The organism is Agrococcus jejuensis, assembly GCF_007679035.1.
Classification (GTDB): Bacteria; Actinomycetota; Actinomycetes; order Actinomycetales; family Microbacteriaceae; genus Agrococcus; species Agrococcus jejuensis_A.
This window is the reverse complement of record NZ_VEFR01000003.1, coordinates 236,984-260,509: the sequence shown is the minus strand read 5'-3', so window position 1 is coordinate 260,509 and position 23,526 is coordinate 236,984. Positions and strand designations below refer to the sequence as shown.

Genomic DNA, 23,526 nt, shown 5'->3' with positions numbered 1-23,526 from the left:
CCTCGATGCGCCGGACGTCGGGCCGTCAGACCTCGAGGCTGACGAGCACGGGCTCCGGCACGAGGTGCACGCCGAGCTCGGACTCCACGCGCGTCTGCACGAAGCGGGCGAGGTCGGCGACCTGCTCGCCCGTCGCACCGCCGCGGTTCGTGATGGCGAGGGTGTGCTTCGACGAGATCGCCGCCCGCGAGTGGGGCAGCGCGTAGCCCTTGCGGATGCCGGCGCGCTCGATGAGCCATGCCGCCGAGAGCTTCACGCGCGACTCGACGGGCTCGCGCACGGGGATGCGGGTGTCGGCGTCGAGCGGCACGATCGTCGCGGTCGCCTCGGGGGTCGTCGACCAGCGCGGCGCGTCCTCGGGCAGCTGCGCGGCGAAGCGCCCCGAGACGATCGGGTTCGTGAAGAACGAGCCCGCCGACACCGAGTCGGGGTCGTCGGAGAGCACCATGCCCTTCGACGACCGCAGCGCGAGCACGGTCTCGCGCACGGCGTCGAGCGGCACGCGGCGGCCGAGGTCGACGCCGAGCGCCTGCGCGAGCTGGCCGTAGGCGATCGGCTGGCTCAGCGCATCCGCGGACCGTCGCAGCCGCAGGTCGACCGAGAGCACGAGGCCCTGCAGGTCGCCGCGCTTCAGCGCCGAGTCGCGGTAGCCGAGCCGCAGCTGCGACGCGGGCACGTGCCGCACCTCGCGCGAGTCGGCGTCGAGCAGGTCGATGCCGACGAGGCACGCGCCGAGCTCCTGCCCGTACGCGCCGATGTTCTGGATGGGGGCGGCGCCGACCGAGCCGGGGATGCCGCTCAGCGCCTCGATGCCCGCCCAGCCCTCGGCGACGGTGCGCTCGACGAGCGCCTCCCACGACTCCCCTGCCTCGACGCGGACCACGATGGATGCGTCGTCGGGCTCCTCGTCGCCCGCCGGTCGCTCGCGGCGCGCCGCAGCCGGCAGCACCTCGACGCCCGACGTGCGCATGCGCAGCACCGTGCCCTCGAAGGGCTCGTCGGAGGCGACGGTGTTCGAGCCGCCGCCGAGCAGCACGTGCGGCTCGTCGTCGGCGATCAGCGCGAGGTAGGCCTCGACGGCCTCCTCGCGCGTGGACGCGTCGACCCAGCGGTCGGCCTCGCCACCGACGCGCATCGTCGTCGCATCCGCGAACCTCATGGCAGGCGCACCACGACCTGCGCCTTGGCGAGCACCGTCTGCCCGCCGAACGACACGGTCAGGTCGATGCGTGCCGTGCCGTCGCCGGGCAGCTGCCCGACCTTCGCCTCGACGGTCACGTCGGCGCCCGCATCGGCGTCGACGACGACGGGGCGCGTGAAGCGCACCTGGTAGTCGACGACGCGGCCGGGGTCGCCGAGCCAGTCGACGACGGGCTGCACGGCCTGTCCCATCGTGAGCATGCCGTGCGCGAGCACGCCGGGCAGCCCGACTGCCGTCGCGACGTCGTCGCGGTAGTGGATCGGATTGAAGTCGCCCGATGCTCCCGCGTACCGCACGAGCGACTCGCGCGAGAGGTGGATGTCACGGGTCGCGACGACCTGGCCGACCTCGAGGTCCGTCGCGCTCATGCGTCCGCTCCCACCACGAGGCTCGAGGACGCGGTCGCGACGAGCGCGCCGTCGGCGTCCGTGATCCTCGCCTCGGTCGACACCATGGCGTTGCCGCCGAGGGCGCGCACGTTCGTCACGCCGAACGCGACCTGCAGCTCGTCGCCGGCGACGATGGGGCGCTCGATCGTGAAGCGCTGGTCGCCGTGCACGACGCGCGACAGCTCGATGCCCGCGCTGTCGTCGGCGAGCAGCTGGTCGAGGCCGCGCTGCGAGACGACGATCGCGAACGTCGGAGGGGCGACGACGTCGGCGTAGCCGGCTGCGCGGGCGGCCTCGACGTCATGGTGCACGGGATGCGTCGCTCCGACGGCTGCGGCGAACTCGCGCACCTTCTCGCGACCGACCGCATACGGTGCGGTCGGCGGGTAGGTGCGCCCGGACAGATCAGGGGCGACAGGCACGCTGCGAGCCTACCGAAGCGGGGTGGATGGGGCGACGGATGCGGTCGGTCGCAAGGGGCCTCGGGATCGCGCATCGCAGGCGATCCCACGGCTGGATGGGAATGCTCCCTCGAGCGGCGGGCGCGCCAGCGACGCGCATCGCCATCGCACCTCGCGAGCCCAGGGGCCCGGCTCCGACCGCCCTCGGGGCCGCGTCAGTGCTGCCAGGCCGGGGGCATGCTCGCCTCGCGCACCGCCTGGGCCTCGCCGATCAGCCGCAGGCCGCGGAGCGTGCCCGCCATGTCCATCATCGCCTGCACCCACGACTGACTCAGCAGCGGGGAGCGGGACCCTGCGTAGCGCAGCTGCAGCGGGTTGCCGGGAGACAGCCAGAGCTCGATGCGGGCGTCCTCGGGGGCGGGCGTCGTCCACGACACCATGAACGCCTCCCGCCTGCGGAACTTCGCGACCACCACGACCTCGAGGTGCGCGAGCGTGCGGTCGTCGAACTCGTACTCGGTCGATCCGTAGACCAGCTGCCCCATGCTCGAACCGTATGGGGCATGCGGCCGTGGGATGCGACCGCGTCGACGACGGCCGCATGGTGCTACGCGCGAGCGAGCGCGCGTGCGCTCGTGCAGCGGCGAAGTCCAGCGCTGGCGTCGACCTCCTGACGCGAGGACCGTGGACCGTCACCACGAGCCGAAGGCGGCACGCATGAGCGACCCGACCGAGCATGACGCGCAGGCGCAGGTCGACGAGCCCGCCCCCGGTCCCGAGAGCGAGGTGCACCGCCTCGACGCCGGCGGCGCGATCGCGCCGGTCGGCGCCCCGCTCGCCGAGCTGCGACGCGAGCATCCGCGCATCGTGCTGGCCCTCGCGGGATCGATCGCGCTCGCCGGCGTCGCCCTCGTCGTCCTCGCCGCCGCGACGGGGCGTCGATGACGGCGACCGAGCAGGGCCGAGCGCCTCAGCGGGTGCCGACGAGGCACGTGGTGCACGTCGCGCTCACCTTCGAGGTCGACGACGTCGAACGGCTGCACGGCGAGTTCGCCTCGACAGGCGCCATCGCCGGCGCCTCGATGCAGACGCTCGACGTGCCGCTCGTGCACCATCTGGTCGCCTCGATCGACGCCGACCTGCTCGAGCTGCACGGCATCCGGCACGTCTCCACCGGCTTCCGGCGGGCGCGGCGAGACCGCGCGGCTCGACGCGACGGCGCAGTCACGCCGCGGCATCCCGGACGCGACACGCCATCGAGCCTCGCCGCCGAGCTCGGGCACGGCGGGCCCAGTCGCGTCCGCGCCTTCCTGCGCGAGCCCGACGATGGCGGTCCGGACTTCGCGCACCGCCACGGCAGCCACTGGCGACTCGACGCCGACGAGGCCGCTCGGGTGCGGCGCCGCTTCGACGACGATCCCTCGCCCTCGTGACCCGATGCGCAGCGGGGATGCAGAAGGGCCCGGCACCACGCGGTGACCGGGCCCATCGAAGCGGCTGTAGCGAGGGCGGGGCTCGAACCCGCGACCTCACGATTATGAGTCGTGCGCTCTGACCAGCTGAGCTACCCCGCCGCTGCGCCCGCCCGAGCACGAGGCGTCAAGCAGGAGCGAGCCCCGAGCGAGGATTGAACTCGCGACCCCTTCCTTACCATGGAAGTGCTCTACCACTGAGCTATCGGGGCGAAGCCGAGCCGCGCGAGAGCGCCGCAGGCAACCGGACGATCATAGCACCGGGCAGGGGGCTCGCGTCACGTCGGCGAGGGGCTCCCGGCGTGCCGTCGCGCACGACAGAGTGGAGGCATGTCAGGACGCGTCGTGCTCGCTGGAGGATCCGGATTCATCGGCCAGGCCATCGCGGCCCGCATGGCGTCGGAGGGGCGCGAGGTCGCGACCATCGGACGCGGATCGTCGGCCGACGCACGCTGGGGCGACCGGTCGGGCGTCGCGAGGCTCGTCGACGGCGCCTCGCTCGTCGTGAACCTCGCGGGCCGCTCGGTGAACTGCCGCTACACCGACGCGAACCGCGCCGAGATCCTCGACTCCCGCGTCGACACGACCCGCGAGCTCGGCGCCGCGATCGCATCCGCCACCGCTCCCCCGCCGCTGTGGATGAACGCATCCACCGCCACCACCTACTCGCACACGACCGACCGCCCGCACACCGAGGCCGACCCCGCGGGCGAGAAGGGGTTCTCGGAGGACGTGGCGCGTGCATGGGAGGCGGCGCTCGCCGAGGAGGACCTGCCCGCGACGCGGCGTGTGCCCATGCGCATCACGATCGCGCTCGGGGCCGAGGGGCCGGCGTCGCAGATGCTGTTCCGGCTCGCGCGGCTCGGCATCGGCGGCACGCAGTTCGACGGGCCGTGGATCCCGCACACGCGCTACCGCGGCATCGGGGTCTCGAAGGACGACCCGGCAGCGAAGGCTCCGTCGGCCGGTCGCGGCACGGGAGGGCGGCAGCGGTTCTCGTGGATCCACGTCGACGACGTCGTCGGGGCCATCGCGCACGTCGAGGCGCATCCCGAGATCGACGGCCCCGTGAACATGGCCGCGCCCGACCCCGTGACGAACGCCGAGCTCATGCGCCTGCTGCGCCAGACCGTCGGGATGCCGATCGGGATGCCCGCGTGGCGCTTCATGCTCGAGCCGGCGATGGCGGTGCTGCAGACCGAGAGCGAGCTCGTGCTGAAGTCGCGGTGGGTGCTGCCGGGCGTGCTGACGGAGACCGGCTACGTGTTCCGGCATCCGACGCTGCGCGGTGCCCTCGCCGACGTGTGGGCGGGCATGCGGGCGCGCTGAGGCCCGGTCGCCCAGCCTCGTCGGGCGTCGATTGGTCCACTTGTGGACCAATGAGCGGCGCGCCACCGCAGATCGTGGCCAATCGATCCTCGGTGACGCCTGGGCGGGCATCGATTGGTCCAGTTGTGGACCAATGAGCGGCGCGCCACCGCAGATCGTGGCCAATGACCGCAAGAAGTGGCCAATCGATCGCAGAAGGTGGCCAATCACCGCAAGAAGTGGCCAATCGATCGCAGGAAGTGGCCAATCGACGGAGAGGGCGGCCGATCGACCGGGCGGTCGCCGGCGCGTCAGGACTGCGGCTGGCCGGCGCCCGGCTCGGGCGGCAGCTCGTGACCCCACGCCGCCGTCTCGGTCGACTCGGCGCCCTGCACGCCGGCGACGAGGGCGGCATCCTGGGCGGCGTTCTCGAGCAGCGCGGCGTCCTCGGCGGCGATCGCATCGGTCGACGGCACGGGCACGGGCACGCCGGGCAGCGACCACGCCGAGAACGACGGACCCGAGCCCGTCAGGCGCACGCCGCCGCGACCGAACGCATCCGCCCGGCCCTCGCCCCACAGCAGCTGCGGGTCGGCGCCGTGCAGATGCAGCGAGCCCTCGTCGAGCACGACGTCGAAGAAGCCGCGCGACGCGACCGCGAGCACCGAGCCCTGCTCGGCCTCGCGCACGTACACGAGCACCTCGTCGGCGACGTGCAGCCAGCGCATGCCACCCGAGCGCAGCGCCACGTGGTCGCGACGCAGGCCCAGCAGCGCTCGGTATCGCTCGAGGTCGGATGCGTGCTCGTCGAGCGATCCCCACGGCATCGGCGTGCGCGACTCCTCGCCGTTCGTGCCCGTGAGCCCCAGCTCGTCGCCCGCCCACACGACGGGGATGCCGGGCAGCGTCACCGACATGCCCAGCGCCACGGGGTGCGCGCCCGGCAGCGCGTTCGTCGCGAAGCGCGGGGTGTCGTGGGTGTCGAGCGCCTGCATGGTGTGGAGGCGCGTGCGCCACGGGATGCCGGCGGTGAAGCGCACGTGCTGCGCGTGCACGTCGGTGCCCGTGTACGAGGGGATGACCGAGCGCGCCATGCCGAGGCCGCCGAACGCCGCCGATCCGGGCACCGACAGCCAGCCCCACACGGGGCGCGTGAAGGCCGCGTACGTCATGGCCCCGTGCCACGCGTCGCCCTGGAAGTCGTCGGTCGCGTCGTTCGTCGACTCGCCGAGCAGCAGCGTGTCGGGGTCGACGTCGACCATCGTCTGGCGGATGGTGCGGCGCACCTCGGCGTTGTGGTCGGCGGCGCCGAGACGGCCGGTCATGTTCGCGACGTCGATGCGCCACCCGTCGAGGCCGAACGGCTCCTGCAGGTAGCGGGCGACGACCGAGTCAGGCCCCTCGATGAAGCGGCGTCGCAGCTCGCGGCTCGACCAGTCGAACTTCGGCAGGGATGCGTGCCCCAGCCACGACGCGTACGTCTCGTTCGCGTCGTCGAGGAAGTAGTAGAAGTCGCTCTCGGGCGCCTCGGGCGTGCGATGCGCGGCGCGGAACCACTCGTGGGCGTCGCCCGAGTGGTTCGACGTGAGGTCGCCGATGACCTTGAGGCCGCGCGCGTGCGCGGCGCGCACGAGCGAGACGAGCGCCTCATCGCCGCCGAGCAGAGGGTCGACGTGATCGAACGTCGACGCGTCGTACCGGTGGTTCGAGCGCGCGGGGAAGACGGGCGTCAGGTACAGGATCGTCGCGCCCAGGTCGACGATGTGGTCGAGATGCTCCTCGACGCCCGCGAGGTCGCCGCCGAACCACTGCGTCGACACCTCGGGGCCGTACGGCACCACAGGGTCGCCCCACGCGGCCGGCACCGCCCAGTCGGGCACGGGGCGAGCGTCCGCATCCGCCGACCGACCGAACCGGTCGGGGAACACCTGGTACAGGATGCCGTCGCCCGCCCACGCGGGCGGCGCCGGGTGCGCGACGAGCGCGAAGTCGCTGTCGTCGCGCGTCTCGATGCGATGCACGCCCTCCTGGTTCAGCCACTCGGTGAGGCCCGACGCGTAGTGCACGAGCCAGCGGTAGCGGTGCAGCGGGTTGGCGACGAGCACCTCGGCCTCCCACCAGTCCCAGCCGTCGACGCGGCCGACGTGCACCGCCTTGTTGAAGAACGGCTCGCGGTCGGGGTTCGAGCGCACGAGCACCTCGAGCGGCTCCTCGTGCGTGACCGGGATGCGCAGCCGCAGCCGCACGGCGTCCCCGAGCTGCGGATGCTGGGTCGAGACGTGCAGCGGCGAGCCGTCGTGGTGGGGCGCGAGCATGCGATCAACGGTAGGCGATCGGTGGGGTGCCGCTGAGGTCTTCGGGAGGGACCTCTCGAGGCTCGCTTCGCTCGCACCTCGAGGAGCGGTCTTGGAAGCGGGGACGCACTCGGGAAGAGGCCTCGCCTGCGAGCTGCACGCGTCGCGTGTCGGCGGACCGCACGGCGCCCTCGCAGACCAGCACGGCGCACCGCGGTACGGCGGAGGACGGCGGGCACCGGAACGCCGAGATGCGCCGCGGACGCCGACGGCGCAGAACGCGTCGCGCGTCGGCGGACCGCGAGGCGCCCTCGCAGCCCGGCACGGCGCACCGCGGTACGGCGGAGGACGGCGGGCACCCGAACGCCGGGATGCGGCGTGGACGGCGAGGAAGCGGAACGCGTCGCGTGTCGGCGGACCGCACGGCGTCCTCGCAGCCCAGCACGGCGCACCGCACGACGGTGGAGGACGGCGGGCACCGGAACGCCGGGATGCGCCGCGGACGCCGACGGCGCGGAACGCGTCGCGTGTCGGCGGACCGCGAGGCGCCCTCGCAGCCCAGCACGGCGCACCGCACGACGGTGGAGGACGGCGGGCACCCGAACGCCGGGATGCGGCGTGGACGGCGAGGAAGCGGAACGCGTCGCGTGTCGGCGGACCGCGCAACGCCTTCGCAGCCCGGCACGGCGCACCGCGAGACAGTGGAGGACGGCGGGCACCGGAACGCCGGGATGCGCCGCGGACGCCGACGGCGCGGAACGCGTCGCGTCCCTACTTCACCGACCCCGCCGTCAGTCCGGCGACGATGTACCGCTGCAGGTAGAGGAAGAGGGCCACGACCGGGATCGCGGCGAGCACGGCGCCGGCGGCGAAGACCGGGTAGTTCGTGCTCGTCTCCTCGGACACGTACCGGAACAGGCCGATGGCGAGCGTGAGGTTGTCGGGGCTCGTGAGCAGCGCCGACGAGATGACGAACTCGCTCGTCGTGCCGATGAACGACAGCAGGCCGATGACGGCGAGGATCGGTGCGACGAGCCGCAGGATGATCGTGAAGAAGATGCGCGCATGTCCGGCGCCGTCGATCTTCGCCGCCTCGTCGATCGACGCGGGCACCGTGTTGAAGAACCCGTACATGAGGTACGTGTTCACGCCGAGGGCGCCGCCCAGGTACACGAGGATGAGGCCGGCGAGCGAGTCGAGGCCGAGGATCGGGAAGACGTCGCCCAGGCCCTGCATGAGCAGGTAGATCGCGACGACCGCGAGCAGCTGCGGGAACATCTGCACGAGCAGCAGGCTCAGCAGGCCCACGCGACGGCCCGTGAACCGCATCCGCGAGAACGCGTACGCCGCGAGCGCGCCGAGGAACACCGTCGCGAGGCTCGTGACGACCCCGACGACCATCGTGTTCACGAACCAGCGCGCGTACGGGCGGCGCGTGTCCGAGAGCAGCTCGACGTAGTTCTCGACGCTGATCTCGCGGAACAGCACGTTCGACCCGGTGAGCGTGCCCGTGGGGTTGAGGGATGCCGACAGCACGTACACGAGCGGGAACGTGGCGAAGACGACCACGGCGAGGCCGACGACGTGACGCCAGCCGATCTCGGCGATCCACCGGCCCGGCCTCATGCGCGGCTGTCGGAGGCGGGCGATGCGCTCGGCGTCGGACGCGCGCTGCTGCGCCGGCGCGTCGGTGGGGATGGGAGGCGTGGTGCTCATGGGTGCTGGCCGTCCCTAGTTGAGGTCCTCGAGCGCCTTCGTCTGCCGGAACGAGATCGCGGAGATCACGGCGACGATGACGAAGATGATGATCGCGAGCGCCGAGGCGAGGCCGTAGTCGGCCCCCTGCCCCGCGAACGCGACCTTGTAGACGAGCGTGATGAGCAGGTCGGTGTGTCCGACGTTCTCGTCGATGCCGCCGATGCGCGGACCGCCGCGCGTGAGCATGTAGATGATGTTGAAGTTGTTGAAGTTGAACGCGAACGACGAGATGAGCAGCGGCGCGATCGACACGAGCAGCAGCGGCAGCTTGATGAGCCGGAAGATCGCCCATCCCCTCGCGCCGTCGACCGTCGCGGCCTCCGTCACCTCCTCGGGGATCGACTGCAGCGCGCCGGTGCAGACCAGGAACATGTACGGGAAGCCGAGCCAGACGTTCACGAGGATGACGCTGATCTTGGCGATGATCGGATCCGAGAGCCAGGGCACGGCGGCGCCGCCGAGCAGCACCTGGTTCACGAACCCGAACTCGGTGTTGAGCAGGCCGAGCCACACGAGCGCCGACAGGAACGACGGGAACGCGTACGGCAGGATCGCGAGCACCCGGTACACGTTGCGGCCGCGCAGGCGCGGGTCGTTGAGCGTGACCGCGAGCGCGAGCCCCAGCAGGAACGACAGGCCGACGGAGATCGCCGCGAAGGCGAACGTCCAGATGGTGACGCCGATGAGCGCCTGCCCGAACGCCTGGCTCTGGAACGGGTAGGCGAAGTTCTCGAAGCCGACGAGCACCTGCCAGCCGGGTCGCAGCTCCTCGCCGTCGGGCGACACGAACGCACCCTCGCCGCCGTCGACGTAGACGACGCCCGTGTCGGTGTCGGTGAGCGTGTCGGTCGCCTCGTCGTACGAGAGGTTCGACACGAACACGTACGCGTTGCGCGCGTCGGCGGTGACGAGGAAGCCGTCGTCGAGATCGTCGGAGAACGGCACCTGCAGGCTCGCGATGTCGGACTGGCGCTGCACGATCTGCCCCGTCGTGAGCGTCGTCCAGCCGTCCGCGGCGACCGCGACGCCCGCCTCCGTCTCGACCTGGCCCTCGTCGAGCCGCTGCAGCGGCTGCTCGGCCGATCCGACCGAGACGTCGCCGTCGGGGTCGGTGACGAGCAGCCCGAGCCCCGACAGGTTCTCGACCACCGTCACGCGGTACGCGGGCGAGTCCTCGACGCGCGACGTGGACTGCTGGATGAGCTGCGAGATCGCGTCGTCCTTCGTCGAGTTGTGCCCGAAGCCGTAGTTCGTGAAGGCGATGTAGCAGGAGAACAGCACGACGAAGACCTGGAAGATGCCCAGCAGCACGAGACCCGGCGTGAGGTACTTCGCGGGCAGGAACCGGCCGGGCACGAGGTAGACGGCGTTCACGACGACCGTGACGAGCGCGACGACGGCGACGACGATCCAGCTCCCCTGCGCTGCGAGCAGCATGATCGCGAAGACGGCGATCGCGTCGACGACCGCGAGCAGCGCGATCTTCGCGAGCAGGCCGAGCGAGCCGCTCAGGCGTCGCGGCCTCCTCAGGCCCGTCGTGTCGGGTGCAGCCACCGTGCTCCTTCGCATCGGTCGTCAGCGGTGCGGACGCGGGAGCCGGGATGCGGTCGTGCGCGACCGCATCCCGACCCGCGCCCGCCAGGGGCTCGGCGTCAGCCGGCGTCGATCGTCGACTGGATGGCCTCGGCCATCGACGTCCACAGCTGCGTCGGGTCGCCCTGGCCGCCGATGATCTGCGCCTCGGTGGCACCCCACTGGTCCCAGATCGCCGCCATCTCGGGCACGTTGGGCATCGGCACGGCGTCGGCGCCGATCTCGCCGAACGCCGCCGTGGGCGAGTCCGCCGGCATGGCCTCGAAGGCAGCCGTCAGCGCCGGTGCGCGGTCGCCCGCCTCGTAGATCGCCGTCTGCGCCTCCTCGGAGGCCATGTAGTCGGTGATGAACTGCGTCGCCACGATGGGGTTCTCGCTGTACGACGAGAGCATGAAGCCCTGCACGCCGACGAGCGGCGTCGCGCTCTGGCCGCCCGCCGACGGGATCGGGTCGATCGCGTACTCGATGCCGGCCTCGTCGAACTGCGCGAGGCTCCACGGGCCCGTGATCGTGTACGGGCTCGCGCCCGCTGCGAACTGCTCCTTGGCGATGTCCTGCGAGATCGACAGGTTGAGGATGCCGTCGGCGCCCCACTGCTGCAGCTGCGCGGCGAACTGCAGGTTGCCCTCGTTGCCGATCTGCAGGTCGCTGCCGTCGTAGGTGCCATCGTCGTTGAGCGCGAACAGCGGGCCGCCGTACGAGGCCTGCAGCGGGTACAGGTGGTACGGGTCGGCGGTGTTCGGGTCGAGGCCGACGAGCAGCGGGTACTGCGCCGAGCCGGATGCGACGGCCGCCTGGCCCGTGGCGACGAGGTCGTCCCACGTCGCGGGCGCCTCGGGCGCGAGCGCGGTGTTGCGCACGAGTGCGAGGTTCTCGATCGACACCGGCACGCCGTAGACCGAGCCGTCGTAGCTCATCGCCTCGATCGCCACGTCCTGGAAGTCGCCGGAGGCGTCCCCGAGCTCGATCGGCGCGACCACGCCGTTCGAGACGAGGTTGCCGAGCGCGTCGTGCGGGGCGATCACGACGTCGGGGCCCTCGCCGCCGGGCGCCTGCGTGACGAAGTCGCCGGCGATGTCGCCGAACTCCTTGATGACGACCTCGACGGTCGTGCCCGACTCCTCCTCGAACGACGCGATGACGTCGCCGAGCGCGTCGGCACGGTTCTGGTCCATCCAGACCGTGATGGTGCCGCCGTCCTCGCCGCCGCCGGCGTCGGCGTCGCCGCCTCCGCCCGAGCAGGCGACGAGCGTCATGCCCGTCGCCGCGATCGCTGCGAGCTGCAGCAGCCTCCTGGATCCCGTGGTGCCGGTTCGCATCGCGTGCCCCTCATCCTCGAATGCACGTGCCGCGCGTCGTCGCGCGTGCCCCGATCCAAGCGAGCGACGCGCCCCACGGCAAGCCGTGGGACGCGTCGCATCGGTTTCGTGGCCGGATCGTGACCGACCACCTCGGTCAGCGGCTCAGTGGTCGCTCGCCTTCGCCGCGTTGGCGCCGGTGAACGAGCGCACCTCCATCTCGGCCTGCTTCGCGTCGTGGTCGGCCTCCGGCTTGCCCACGAACGTGCCGACGACGCCGAGCAGGAAGGCGAGCGGGATGGAGACGATGCCGGGGTTCGACAGCGGGAACAGGTCGAAGTCGAGCCCGGGGAACATCGACTTCGGGCCGCCCGAGACGGCCGGCGAGAAGACGATGAGCAGGATGCAGCTCGCGAGCCCGCCGTACATCGACCACAGCGCACCCGTGGTGTTGAACCGCTTCCAGAACAGCGAGTAGAGGATCGTCGGCAGGTTGGCCGACGCCGCGACCGCGAACGCGAGCGCCACGAGGAACGCCACGTTCTGGCCCTGCGCGACGATGCCGCCGAGGATCGCGATGACGCCGATCACGACGACCGTGCGGCGCGCGACCTTCACCTCCTGCTTCGGGTCGGCCTGCCCCTTCTTGATGACGGAGGCGTAGATGTCGTGCGCGAACGACGTCGCCGCCGTGATCGCGAGGCCGGCGACGACCGCGAGGATCGTCGCGAACGCGATGGCCGAGATCACGGCCATGAGCACCGGTCCGCCGATCTCGAGCGCCAGCAGCGGCGCCGCGGCGTTCTGCCCGCCCGGCGTCGACGGATCCGTGAGGATCTCCGGTCCCACGAACGCGGCCGCGGCGTAGCCGAGCACGAGCGTGAACAGGTAGAAGATGCCGATGATCCAGATCGCCCACACGACGCTGCGCCGCGCCTCCTTGCCCGTCGGCACCGTGTAGAAGCGCATGAGCACGTGCGGCAGGCCCGCCGTGCCGAGCACGAGCGCGAGCCCCAGCGACAGGAAGTCGATCGGGTTCGGGTACTGCAGTCCGGGCGCGAGGATCGCCTCGCCCTCCGGCGACGCGTCGACGGCGCGCTGCAGCAGCTCCGAGAAGTCGAAGCCGACCATGACGAGCACGACGATCGTGAGGATGCCCGCGCCGGCCACGAGCAGCACGGCCTTGATGATCTGCACCCACGTGGTGCCCTTCATGCCGCCGACGATGACGTAGACGATCATGACGACGCCGACGATCGCGACGGTGATGCCCGTCGGCACGGGACCCGAGAGCCCCAGCAGCAGCGCGACGAGGCCGCCGGCGCCCGCCATCTGCGCGACGAGGTAGAAGAAGCACACCACGAGGGTCGCGAGCGCTGCCGCCATGCGCACGGGGCGCTGCTTGAGGCGGAACGACAGCACGTCGGCCATCGTGAAGCGGCCCGTGTTGCGCAGCAGCTCGGCGACGAGCAGCAGGGCGACGAGCCAGGCGACGAGGAAGCCGATCGAGTACAGGAACCCGTCGTAGCCGGCGACCGCGATGGCGCCGCAGATGCCGAGGAACGAGGCCGCCGACAGGTAGTCGCCCGCGATGGCGACGCCGTTCTGCGGTCCCGAGAACGAGCGTCCGCCCGCGAAGAACTCGGTGGCCGTCGCGTTCCGCTTCGACACGCGGAAGACGATGATCAGGGTCGCGACGACGAAGATGCCGAACACGACCATGTTGATGACCGGGTTGATCTCGTCGCTCATCGTGCCGCCTCCTCGCCTGCGACGGGCCCGTCCAGCTCGCCGCGCTCCATCTCGTCGCGGAGCTCCGCCGCGTGCGGGTCGTAGCGCTTGTTCGCCCACGAGCGGTACGCCATCGTGATGCCGAACGTCGTCACGAACTGGCCGAGGCCGAACAGCAGCCCGACCGTGATGTTGGAGTCGCCGACGCGCGTCGCGAAGAGGTCGGGCGCGAACCCGGCCAGCAGCACGTACGCGAGGTACCACAGCAGGAAGAGCACCGTCAGCGGCAGGATGAACGTGAAGAAGGAGCGCCGCAGGGCTTGGAACTCCGGGCTGGCTTGGACCGCGATGCTGCGGTCCGCGAGATGGTCTGGGGTCGTCATGGATGTCGCTCTCTCCATCGAGGGCGCCGATCGACTCGGGTGTCGTTCGACTCTGAACTACCTGCAGGCACCGTACCCCGTGTCTCGACGCACGGGCGGGCAGCCATCCACACGCCCGCGAATCGCTGGGCGCGTGCCGACCGCGTGCCGCGCGCCCCATAGCCTTGGGGCATGTCCGACGTGACGACGACGCAGTCCGGCGCCGAGTGGTGGCGCACCGCCGTGATCTACCAGGTGTACCCGCGCAGCTTCGCGGATGCGTCGGGCGACGGGGTCGGCGATCTCGCCGGCATCGCCGATCGCCTGCCGCACCTCGCCTCGCTCGGCGTCGACGCCGTGTGGCTGAGCCCGTTCTACCGCTCGCCGCAGCACGACGCCGGCTACGACGTCGCCGACTACCGCGACGTCGATCCGCTCTTCGGCTCGCTCGCCGACGCCGATCGGCTCATCGCCGAGGCGCACGAGCTGGGCCTCAGGATCGTGGTCGACCTCGTGCCGAACCACACGTCGAACGAGCACGAGTGGTTCCAGGAGGCGCTGCGAGCAGCGCCCGGCTCGGCCCAGCGCGCCCGCTACGTGTTCCGCGACGGCAAGGGCCCCGACGGCTCCGAGCCGCCGAACAACTGGCAGTCGGTCTTCGGCGGCCCCGCGTGGACGCGCGTCGCCGACGGCCAGTGGTACCTGCACATCTTCGACACCTCGCAGCCCGACCTCGACTGGCTGAACCCCGAGGTGCCCGACATGTTCGACGACGTGCTGCGGTTCTGGCTCGACCGCGGCGTCGACGGGTTCCGCGTCGACGTGGCGCACGGCCTCATGAAGGCCCCGGGCCTGCCCGACATCGACGAGGACGCCGTGACGACGGGGTCGATGGAGTCGCCCTTCTTCGGCCAGGAGTCGGTGCACGAGGTCTACCGCCGCTGGCACGCGCTGCTCGCCGAGTACGACGGCGACCGCGTGCTGTGCGCCGAGGCGTGGGTGCATCCGCTGTCGAAGATGGCGCGGTTCGTGCGGCCCGACGAGATGCACCAGGCCTTCAACTTCGTCTACCTCGAGACGCCGTGGGATGCGAGGCGGCTGCGCGAGGTGATCGACGAGTCGATCGCCGATTTCGGCGCCGTCGGCGCCCCCTCGACGTGGGTGCTGTCGAACCACGACACCATCCGCCACCGGACGCGCCTCGCGCTCGTGCCGCAGCCGCCGCACGGCGTCGGCATCGGCCCGACCTCGGCGTCGAAGGCCGATCCCGAGGTGTCGCTGCGCCGCGGGCGCGCCGCGACCGCGCTGATGCTCGCGCTGCCCGGCAGCGCGTACGTCTACCAGGGCGAGGAGCTCGGGCTGCCCGAGGTCGTCGACATCCCCGCCGAGGCACGCCAGGACCCGACCTTCCACCGCACGAACGGCGAGATGTGGGGCCGCGACGGCTGCCGCGTGCCCATCCCGTGGGAGGCCGACGCCCCCGGCTTCGGCTTCAGCCCCACGGGCGAGTCGTGGCTGCCGCAGCCGGCGTCGTGGGCCGAGTACGCGCGCGATCGCCAGGCCGGCATCGCCGGCTCGACGCTCGAGATGTACACGCAGGCGCTGCGCCTGCGTCGCGAGCACGGGCTCGGCTCGGGCTCCGTGGAGTGGCTCGACCTCGGGCCGGGCGCAGTCGCGTTCCGCAACGGCGACGTCGTCGTGATCGCGAACATCGGCCACGACGCCATCGACCTGCCCGCCGGCGAGCTGCTGCTCGCATCCACCGACCTGCACGCCGCGTCGCTGCGCGCCGACGAGACGGCCTGGGTGCTCGTGCGCTGACGCGCGTCTCGCGATCCGCGCATCGTGCGATCCGGGGCAGCGGAGGGCGATCGTCCCTCCGCGGCCCCGGATCGCCTGCGAGACGCACGAAGCGCGCTCCCCGAGAGGGTGCGCGCTCGGAGCCGGTGCGGGCGGCTAGGGCTCGAGGATCTGCTCGCGCGTCGCGAGCCAGACGAGCGGGTCGACCGAGATGTAGTCGCCGTTCTTGATCTCGAGGTGCAGGTGCGCACCGGTCGAGCGTCCCGTGGAGCCGACCGCGCCGAGCTGGGTCGTGATGTCGACGACCTGGCCGGGCTCGACCTGGATCGATCCGGCCTGCATGTGCGGGTACCAGGACTGGAAGTACTGGCCGTCGATGTTGTGCTCGACGATGACCTCGTAGCCGCCGCCGCCGGGGTTGTTGCCCTGCCACGTCGCGACGACGACGCCGTTCGCGATCGGGTACACCGGGGTGCCGGCGCCGGGGATGAGGTCGACGCCGCCGTGGAACGAGCCCCAGCGATAGCCGAAGCCGCTCGACACCGGCACCTCGGCCAGCGAGGGGAACGGCGACTGCGTGTACGACGTCTCGAGCTGTGCCCAGACCGCCGGCATCGCCGGGTCGCCGCCGTAGTACGGGCCGATCTCCTCGGAGTCCGCGACCGACTGCAGCGAGGCGAGCTCGTCGGCCCCCATGCGGGCGGTGGCGAGCGCGTCGTCGACGCCGAAGTCGTCGCGCGTGAGCACCGCGGTGACCTCCTCGTCGCCGTGGGCGCCGCTGCCCGTCGTCACGTCGAGCTGCTGCTCGACCTCGACGTCGCCGTACGCACCGGTCGTCGACGACGGCTCCGACGGCGAGAACGCCTGCGCCGGCAGCGACGTGACGGCGACGAACGAGCCGATGCTGAGGATGACGCCGGCTGCCGCGAGCCGCTGCATCGCCTTGCGCGCAGCGCCCGAGCGGGCCCGACGGCTGGGACGCACGACGGGTGCGTGCGCGATCGGACGCCGAGCGACGATGGCGGGCTTCGGAGCGCGAGCCTCGCGACGCAGCGGGCTGCGCACGGGGGTCGAGGCGACGTCCTCCTGCTCGCTGCCGAGCACGGCGGCGACGGCCGCCGACACCTCGTCGCTGCTCGCGGCCTGCGCGGCACGACGCTCGGCGCGCGTGACGGCTCGGACGTCCGTCGGCGCGGATGCGGTGGGCTCGGATGCGGTGGGCGCGGATGCGGTGGGCGCCGCTGCCGCGACGGCGGCGGGTGCCTCGACCACGGGCTCGGGCGCGACGACCTGCGTCTGCGCTCGGTCGTCCTGCGGCGCGGACGCGAGGTCGCTCCACGCTGCGGGCGCATCCACGCCGGGCGTGGCTGCGCGACGCGCACGACGCGAGCCGTGAGCGGTCGTCGACTCGGCGGCGACGGGCTCGGCCGCGGTGGCGGGCGGTGCGTCGACCGACGGCCGGGCGGCGGTGGCCTGCTCGGCGGCCGGCGTCTCGTCGACCGCCTGCGTCCGCTCGGGAGCGGTCGGCGACGAGGCGAGCACGGCCATGCGGCGCGAGCGACGCGAGGCCGGCGCGGGCATCGGGGCGACGGGCTCGGCAGCGGCCGGCGTCGCGTCGGCGGCACGTCGTGCGCGACGGCCCCCCGGCTTCGCCGGCGCGGTGGACTCGGGCGACGCCGCGGTCGACGACGCGTCGACGTCGGCTGCATCCGCCTCGAGCACGGGCTCGACGATCACGGGAAGGTCACGGGCGAGGCGCGAGGCCGACTCGCGCATCTCGCGGCGCGTGCGGTACATCGGCGCACCACCGTCGACGACGCGCATCGACGAGGACGGCTGCGCGGAGTCGGCGTAGAGGGCGCGGTGCGCGGCCTCGCGCTCGCCATCGCGGCGGCCACGACGGGTCGACGGCACGGTGAGGTCGGCGTCGGCGGGAGCCGACTCGTCCTTGTGCGTCACGTCGTGAGGTCCTTCGGGGCTGCTCGCGGAAAGGTCTTCTGCCTCCCGAGGGTACCCGCGACCCGGGAAGGCAGCAGCGTCCAAGGTAACAGGATGGTAACGACGAGACAAGGTCGAGTGACGCTGCTCGGGGGATCCGCGGGGTCGCGCCCGCGGTCTCGCAGGCGCCCGGAACGCCGAAGGCCCCGCCTGGAGCGGGGCCTCGATGGTGGCGAGTGAGGGATTCGAACCCCCGAATGCTGAGCAGTCTGATTTACAGTCAGATCCCTTTGGCCGCTTGGGTAACTCGCCGATGCCCGCGAAGGGCAGAGATCAGGATAGCAAGCCGCGGCCGCGTCGGTGACCACCTGCGCGAGACGCCCCTCGCTCGGAGCCGACTCGGCCGCATCCGCCATACTCGAACGCATGGCAGATTCCTCGTTCGACGTCGTCAGCAAGGTCGATCCCATGGAGGCCGAGAACGCGGTCAACCAGGCGCGCAAGGAGGTCGAGCAGCGCTACGACTTCAAGGGCGTCGGTGCCGACGTCGCGTGGCAGGGCGAGCGCATCCTCCTCAAGGCCTCCACGAAGGAGCGCGTCGAGGCGGTGCTCGACGTCGTGCAGTCGAAGTTCGTCAAGCGCGGCATCGAGCTGAAGCAGCTCGACACGGGCGACGCGTATCCCTCCGGCAAGGAGCACCGCATCGAGATCGGGCTGAAGAACGGCATCGGCACCGAGGATGCGAAGAAGGTGCAGAAGATCATCCGCGAGCAGGCGCCGAAGACGGTGAAGTCGCAGATCCAGGGCGACGAGCTGCGCGTCAGCTCGAAGAACCGCGACGACCTGCAGGCCACCATCCGCCTGCTGAAGACCGCCGACGTCGACATCGCGCTGCAGTTCGTCAACTTCCGCTGATGCTCGACCTCCTGCCCGACACGGGGCTCGGGCAGGGCGTCGCGGTCGCGTTCGTCGTGATCGACATCCTGCTGCGCATCGCCGCGGTGCTCGTCGTGCCGTACAACCGGCGCCCGCCCGCGGCGATGGCGTGGCTGCTGCTGATCATGGTGCAGCCCATCGCGGGCTGGATCATCTTCGCGACCCTCGGCCACAACCGCCTGCCGCGTGGTCGCCGTCGCAAGATGCTCGCGCTGCAGGACGTGATCGGCGAGGTCACGCGCGACATCCCCGACGAGGAGGATCCGCAGCGCTCGGCCGAGTGGCTGCCCGGCGTGCTGCAGATGCTGCGCGCGCAGACCTCGCTGCCGCATCTCGGCGGCAACGCGTGCGTCGTGCACGACGACTTCGCCGAGCAGGTCGCCGCGATGGCGCGAGCGATCGACGAGGCCGAGCGGTACGTGCACGCCGAGTTCTACCTCATCGTCTCGAGCGAGGCGACCGAGCCCTTCTTCGCAGCGCTCGAGCGCGCGCGCAGCCGCGGCGTCGAGGTGAAGGTGCTCGTCGACCACATCACGAGCGTGCGCTACCCGCGGCGCAAGGAGACGGTCGCCCGACTGGAGGCGATGGGTGCGCAGTGGCAGGACATGCTGCCGCTGCGTCCGCTGCGCGGGCAGTGGCAGCGCCCCGACCTGCGCAACCACCGCAAGCTCATGGTCGTCGACGGCGACGTGGGCTTCACGGGATCGCTCAACCTCATCGACCCCTCGTACCTGTGGTCGAAGAACGTCAAGCGCGGCCTGGAGTGGAAGGACACCTGGCTCGAGGTGCGCGGACCCGTCGTGCGCGAGATCGACGTGCTGTTCCTCTCCGACTGGTGGGCCGAGACGAACGAGCTCGTCGACCAGGGCGTCGGCGACCCGGCGAGGCCCGGCGAGGTCGAGGCGTCGGTCGTGCCGAGCGGGCCGGGCTTCGAGGGCGAGAACAACCTGCGCCTCTTCCTCGAGTGCATCCACACGGCCGTCGACCGCATCACGATCGTGAGCCCGTACTTCGTGCCCGACGACGCCATGTCGTACGCGATCACGTCGGCCGCGATGCGCGGCGTGCGCGTCGAGCTGTTCGCGAGCGCGATCGGCGACCAGTTCTGGACCTTCCACGCGCAGCGCTCGTACTACGAGACGCTGCTGCGCGCGGGCGTGCGGATCTGGCTGTACCGCGAGCCCGTCGTGCTGCACTCGAAGTTCATGGTCTTCGACGGCGAGCACTCGATCTTCGGCTCGTCGAACATCGACATGCGCTCGTTCGGGCTCAACTTCGAGATCTCGATGCTGCTCGAGGGATCGGAGATGGCGGATCGGCTGCAGGAGATCGCCGAGCGCTACCGTCGCGCGTCGAGCGAGCTGACGCTCGAGGCGTGGCTCGACCGTCCGCGCATCGGGCAGATCTTCGACAACGTGGCGCGGCTCACCTCGGCGCTGCAGTAGCGCGGCCCGACGCCGCCGGAGCGACGCCGGGCCGACGCCGGGTCATCGTGCCGGCAGCAGCGCGGGGACGTCGTGCCGGCGCGGCGTGCCGAAGCGGTGCGCCGAGATCGACACCGCCTGCTCGCGCAGGAACGCGAGCAGCTCGACGCGGCCAGCGGAGAGCACCGGCCCGACGTAGAGCGCGACGGCGGGCGAGCCGTTCGTCGCGGCGGCAGTCGTGGCGGCCGTCGCGCCGACGAGGCGCACCCGCCCGCCGGTCTCGGCGATCCGCGCGGCGCTCGCCGCCCACGCGGCGGCGTCCTCGATCGCGACCGTCGCGCCCGAGCCCTCCAGCCATGCGACCACGCCGGCGGGCAGCGCGTCGCGCACGCTCACCGTGAGCGCGCCACCCGCGCGCACGCCGGCGGCGGCGATGCGGACGACCTCGACGGCCGTCGCATGCTCGGCGCGCACCGTGACCGGCACGGCCTGGTGTCGCAGCGCGTTCTGCTCCATCTCGAGCCCCGTCGCGTCGTGCACGGCGCCGAGCTCCTCGCTCCACGCGACGGCATCGGTGGCGAGGGCGGCGCGCAGCCACGTCGACTCCTCGGGCGTCGCGGCGTCGCCGAGGGCGGCGAGCGCGGCGGCGGCCAGCGCGTCCGCAGGCTGCGCGCTCGGCGCGGGGGTCGCATCCGCCCAGCCGGTCAGCCCCACGAGGTAGCTCGGGCCGCCGGCCTTCGTGCCGGCCCCGACCGCCGCGCGCTTCCAGCCGCCGAACGGCTGCCGACGCACGATCGCGCCCGTCGTGCCGCGGTTGACGTAGAGGTTGCCTGCCTGCACACCCGCGAGCCACCGCTGCACCTCATCGTCGTCGAGCGCGTGGATGCCCGACGTCAGGCCGTACTCGATGGCGTCGACGTGGCCGATGGCGTCGTCGAGCGTCGCGGCGGTCATGATGCCGAGCACGGGGCCGAAGTACTCGGTGAGGTGGAAGGGCGAGCCGGGCCGCACGCCCTCCTTGATGCCCGGCCGCCACAGCGTCCCCGCCTCGTCGAGTCGCTCGGGCTCGAGCACCCAGCGCTCCCCCGGCTCGAGGGTCGTGAGCGCGTGCAGCAGCTTGCCGTCGGCGGGCCCGATGAGCGGGCCGACCTTGCTCGTGCCCTCCCAGGGCAGGCCGACGGGCATCGACCGCACCGCGTCCACGAGCTGACGACGGAACCGCTCGGAGGTCGCGACGGAGCCGACGAGGATCACGAGCGACGCTGCCGAGCACTTCTGGCCGGCGTGCCCGAAGGCCGACGCTGCGACGTCGCGGGCGGCCAGGTCGAGGTCGGCGGACGGGGTCACGACGATGGCGTTCTTGCCGCTCGTCTCGGCGAGCAGCGGCAGGTCGGGGCGGATGGCGCGGAACCGCTCGGCGGTCTCGTAGCCGCCCGTGAGGATGACGCGCTCGACGGCCGCATGGCCGACGAGCAGCGAGCCGAGCGACGAGTCGCCGAGCTGCACGTAGCGCAGCACGTCGCGCGGCACGCCCGCCTCCCACAGCGCCTCGACCATGACGGCGCCCGACCGTCGCGCCTGGCGGGCGGGCTTGACGACGACCGGCGAGCCGGCCGCGAGCGCCGCGAGCGTCGAGCCGGCGGGGATCGCGACGGGGAAGTTCCACGGCGGCGTCACGACCGTGAGGCCGACCGGCACGGGGGTCGCGCCGTCGATGCGCTGCATGGCGAGGCCCTGCTCGGCGTACCAGTGGGCGAAGTCGATCGCCTCCGAGACCTCGGGATCGCCCTGCTCGAGCACCTTGCCGCACTCGGCGCCCATGACCTCGAGCAGCTCGGCCCGGCGACGCTCGAGCACGTCGCCCGCACGGTGCAGGATCTCGGCGCGCGCCACGGCGCCCAGCGCACGCCATCCAGCACCGGCGGCGACCGTCTCGGCGACGAGCGCGTCGACGCCGGCGGGGTCGCGCACCACATGCGCCTCCGCAGTGGCGAGGCCGAGCCGCGAGTCGGCCATGCGCGCGCGGATGCCGTCGCCCCACGCGCGGTTCGCCGCGATGCTCGGATCGGTGTCGGGAGCGTTGTCGAAGGCACCGCGCGGTCCGGGTGCGGGCTCGACCGTGCGGTCCTGGATGCGCGCGGGGGCGGGCACGTCGGCGGGCATCGCCGCGATGGCGGCGAGGAAGCGGTCGCGCTCGCGCGCGAACAGCACGGGGTCGTCGCCGAGGTCGAAGACGGCCGACATGAAGTTCTCGTGCGACGCGCCCTCCTCGAGCCTGCGCACGAGGTACGCGATCGCGACGTCGAACTCCGCAGGGTGCACGACGGGCGTGTACAGCAGCAGCGAGCCGACGGTGTGGCGCACGACGGCGGCCTGCGCCGTCGCCATGCCCAGCAGCATCTCGACGTCCATGCCGGCCGCGGCGCCGCGGCGCTCGGCGAGCAGCCACGCGAGCGCGACGTCGAAGAGGTTGTGGCCCGCGACGCCGATGCGCACGGCGCGCACGTGCTCGGGGTGCAGGGCGTCGTCGAGCACGGCCTTGTACGAGGCGTCGGTCTCGACCTTCGATCCCCACGTCGCGAGCGGCCAGCCGTGCACCTCGGCGTCGACGCGCTCCATGGGCAGGTTGGCGCCCTTGACGACGCGCACCTTGATCGGGGCGCCGCCGGCGTCGACGCGCGCCGTCGCCCACGTGCGCAGCCGCTGCATGGCGCCGAGCGCATCCGGCAGGTACGCCTGGATGACGACGCCCGCCTCGAGGCCGTGCAGGTCGGGCTCGTCGAGGAGGCGCATGAAGACCGCGAGCGTGAGGTCGAGGTCCTTGTACTCCTCCATGTCGAGGTTGATGAACTTCGTCGCCCCCGCGGTCGCGGCGAGGCGGTAGAGCGGCAGCAGCGCGGCGACCGCGTCGTCGACGGCCTCGTCGAACGCCCAGGGCGAGTGCGGCGCCACGGTCGACGACACCTTGATCGACACGTAGTCGACGTCGTCGCGCGCCAGCAGCGCCCGCGTGCCCTCGAGGCGGCGCGCGGCCTCCTCGTCGCCGAGGATCGCCTCGCCGAGCAGGTTCACGTTGAGCCGCACGCCCTCCGTCTCGCGCAGCGCGCGGATGGTGCGACCGAGGCGCGCGTCGGTCGCGTCGACGACGAGGTGGCGCACCATCGATCGCAGCACGCGGCGCGCGACCGCGACGACGGGGCGCGGCGCGAGCGGCGCGACGGCGCCGCCGAGCGCGATGGCCCAGCGCAGCGGCGGGGCGAGGAATCGCGGCGTGAGCGGCACGAGCTCGCGCAGCGCGCGGGCGGCGACCGCCGGGTCCTCGGGCCGCACGACGCCGTCGACGAAGCCGACGGTGAAGGCGAGGCCGTGCTCGTCGCCGAGCACGCCGGCGAGGCGCTGCGCGGCGGCGTCCACGGGCTCGGTGCGGCTCTCGTCGAGCCAGCGGCGCACGAGCGCGATGGCCTCGTCGGCGAGGCCTGCGACCTCGGACGTTCGCGTGGGGATGGGCTGGGTGCTCGTCATGGCGCATCGTCGCTTCCCGGGCGGCGCACGCTGCCCTCGATGCGAGCGTGCACCCGAAGACCGTTCGGGAACAGCGCACGTCTACGATGATGACCATTC

18 protein-coding genes and 3 tRNA genes are annotated in these 23,526 nt (G+C 72.3%); 6 read left to right on the top strand and 15 right to left on the bottom strand.

Annotated features, from left to right (window positions below):
- Window positions 1-25: 25 nt before the first annotated feature.
- The 4 genes from FS793_RS11735 to FS793_RS11720 form a co-directional block, all read right to left on the bottom strand.
- The gene (locus FS793_RS11735) at window positions 26-1,159 is read right to left on the bottom strand and encodes a UDP-N-acetylmuramate dehydrogenase (RefSeq protein ID WP_144720691.1); all 1,134 of its coding nucleotides are present in this window, start codon (window positions 1,157-1,159) and stop codon (window positions 26-28) included.
- On the bottom strand, window positions 1,156-1,569 hold the full coding sequence (locus tag FS793_RS11730) for a MaoC/PaaZ C-terminal domain-containing protein (protein ID WP_144720690.1): 414 nt from the start codon (window positions 1,567-1,569) through the stop codon (window positions 1,156-1,158). The genes FS793_RS11735 and FS793_RS11730 overlap by 4 nt, the downstream gene beginning before the upstream one ends.
- Window positions 1,566-2,012, bottom strand: coding sequence for an FAS1-like dehydratase domain-containing protein (locus FS793_RS11725; RefSeq protein ID WP_144720689.1), 447 nt, complete (start codon window positions 2,010-2,012; stop codon window positions 1,566-1,568). Before FS793_RS11725 ends, FS793_RS11730 begins: the two co-directional genes overlap by 4 nt.
- A gap of 194 nt (window positions 2,013-2,206) precedes the next feature.
- Window positions 2,207-2,536 carry a DUF7882 family protein gene (locus FS793_RS11720; protein WP_144720688.1) on the bottom strand — a complete coding sequence of 110 codons (330 nt, stop codon included), beginning with the start codon at window positions 2,534-2,536 and terminating at the stop codon, window positions 2,207-2,209.
- 172 nt (window positions 2,537-2,708) lie between these two features.
- Between FS793_RS11720 and FS793_RS11715 the strand changes: the two genes are divergently transcribed.
- Together FS793_RS11715 and FS793_RS11710 are read left to right on the top strand one after the other, a co-directional pair.
- Complete coding sequence (locus tag FS793_RS11715) at window positions 2,709-2,936, top strand: hypothetical protein (RefSeq protein WP_144720687.1); 228 nt, start codon at window positions 2,709-2,711, stop codon at window positions 2,934-2,936.
- Between the two features lie 47 nt (window positions 2,937-2,983).
- Window positions 2,984-3,424, top strand: coding sequence for a hypothetical protein (locus tag FS793_RS11710; protein ID WP_222123746.1), 441 nt, complete (start codon window positions 2,984-2,986; stop codon window positions 3,422-3,424).
- 67 nt (window positions 3,425-3,491) lie between these two features.
- Here FS793_RS11710 and FS793_RS11705 read toward each other — a convergent pair.
- Together FS793_RS11705 and FS793_RS11700 are read right to left on the bottom strand one after the other, a co-directional pair.
- Window positions 3,492-3,565 (bottom strand) — tRNA-Met (locus tag FS793_RS11705).
- Window positions 3,566-3,603: 38 nt separating this feature from the next.
- A tRNA-Thr gene (locus tag FS793_RS11700) sits at window positions 3,604-3,675 on the bottom strand.
- A gap of 118 nt (window positions 3,676-3,793) precedes the next feature.
- On the opposite strand from FS793_RS11700, the gene FS793_RS11695 reads away from it, so the two are divergent.
- Window positions 3,794-4,792: an epimerase gene (locus FS793_RS11695; protein ID WP_144720685.1), complete on the top strand. Its 999-nt coding sequence runs from the start codon at window positions 3,794-3,796 to the stop codon at window positions 4,790-4,792.
- Window positions 4,793-5,082: 290 nt separating this feature from the next.
- Here the strand turns inward: FS793_RS11695 and FS793_RS11690 are convergent, their stop codons facing one another.
- The 6 genes from FS793_RS11690 to FS793_RS11665 form a co-directional block, all read right to left on the bottom strand.
- On the bottom strand, window positions 5,083-7,086 hold the full coding sequence (locus FS793_RS11690; protein ID WP_144720684.1) for a glycoside hydrolase family 13 protein: 2,004 nt from the start codon (window positions 7,084-7,086) through the stop codon (window positions 5,083-5,085).
- A 750-nt stretch (window positions 7,087-7,836) separates the two neighbouring features.
- A complete protein-coding gene (locus FS793_RS11685; RefSeq protein ID WP_144720683.1) occupies window positions 7,837-8,781 on the bottom strand; it encodes a sugar ABC transporter permease in 945 nt (314 codons plus the stop codon).
- Between the two features lie 15 nt (window positions 8,782-8,796).
- Window positions 8,797-10,392 (bottom strand): ABC transporter permease subunit, encoded by a 1,596-nt coding sequence (locus FS793_RS11680; RefSeq protein WP_144720682.1) that lies wholly within the window; start codon window positions 10,390-10,392, stop codon window positions 8,797-8,799.
- Between the two features lie 83 nt (window positions 10,393-10,475).
- The gene (locus FS793_RS11675; protein WP_144720681.1) at window positions 10,476-11,735 is read right to left on the bottom strand and encodes a sugar ABC transporter substrate-binding protein; all 1,260 of its coding nucleotides are present in this window, start codon (window positions 11,733-11,735) and stop codon (window positions 10,476-10,478) included.
- A 144-nt stretch (window positions 11,736-11,879) separates the two neighbouring features.
- Window positions 11,880-13,466, bottom strand: coding sequence for a solute symporter family protein (locus FS793_RS11670; RefSeq protein ID WP_144720680.1), 1,587 nt, complete (start codon window positions 13,464-13,466; stop codon window positions 11,880-11,882).
- Window positions 13,463-13,828, bottom strand: coding sequence for a DUF485 domain-containing protein (locus FS793_RS11665; RefSeq protein WP_144720679.1), 366 nt, complete (start codon window positions 13,826-13,828; stop codon window positions 13,463-13,465). The genes FS793_RS11670 and FS793_RS11665 overlap by 4 nt, the downstream gene beginning before the upstream one ends.
- 171 nt (window positions 13,829-13,999) lie before the next feature.
- Here FS793_RS11665 and FS793_RS11660 point away from each other — a divergent pair, with 171 nt between their 5' ends.
- The gene (locus tag FS793_RS11660; RefSeq protein WP_144720678.1) at window positions 14,000-15,628 is read left to right on the top strand and encodes a glycoside hydrolase family 13 protein; all 1,629 of its coding nucleotides are present in this window, start codon (window positions 14,000-14,002) and stop codon (window positions 15,626-15,628) included.
- A gap of 135 nt (window positions 15,629-15,763) precedes the next feature.
- Here the strand turns inward: FS793_RS11660 and FS793_RS11655 are convergent, their stop codons facing one another.
- Together FS793_RS11655 and FS793_RS11650 are read right to left on the bottom strand one after the other, a co-directional pair.
- Entirely contained in the window at window positions 15,764-17,566 is a 1,803-nt protein-coding gene (locus FS793_RS11655; protein ID WP_144720677.1) for a M23 family metallopeptidase, read from the bottom strand.
- A gap of 206 nt (window positions 17,567-17,772) precedes the next feature.
- Window positions 17,773-17,857: transfer RNA gene (locus FS793_RS11650), tRNA-Tyr, on the bottom strand.
- Window positions 17,858-17,971: 114 nt separating this feature from the next.
- On the opposite strand from FS793_RS11650, the gene FS793_RS11645 reads away from it, so the two are divergent.
- Both FS793_RS11645 and FS793_RS11640 read left to right on the top strand, forming a co-directional pair.
- On the top strand, window positions 17,972-18,460 hold the full coding sequence (locus FS793_RS11645; protein ID WP_144720676.1) for a YajQ family cyclic di-GMP-binding protein: 489 nt from the start codon (window positions 17,972-17,974) through the stop codon (window positions 18,458-18,460).
- Window positions 18,460-19,926: a phospholipase D-like domain-containing protein gene (locus FS793_RS11640; protein ID WP_144720675.1), complete on the top strand. Its 1,467-nt coding sequence runs from the start codon at window positions 18,460-18,462 to the stop codon at window positions 19,924-19,926. Before FS793_RS11645 ends, FS793_RS11640 begins: the two co-directional genes overlap by 1 nt.
- Window positions 19,927-19,968: 42 nt before the next feature.
- On the opposite strand, the gene FS793_RS11635 is transcribed toward FS793_RS11640, so the two are convergent.
- Window positions 19,969-23,427, bottom strand: coding sequence for a bifunctional proline dehydrogenase/L-glutamate gamma-semialdehyde dehydrogenase (locus FS793_RS11635; RefSeq protein WP_144720674.1), 3,459 nt, complete (start codon window positions 23,425-23,427; stop codon window positions 19,969-19,971).
- Window positions 23,428-23,526: the final 99 nt, after the last annotated feature.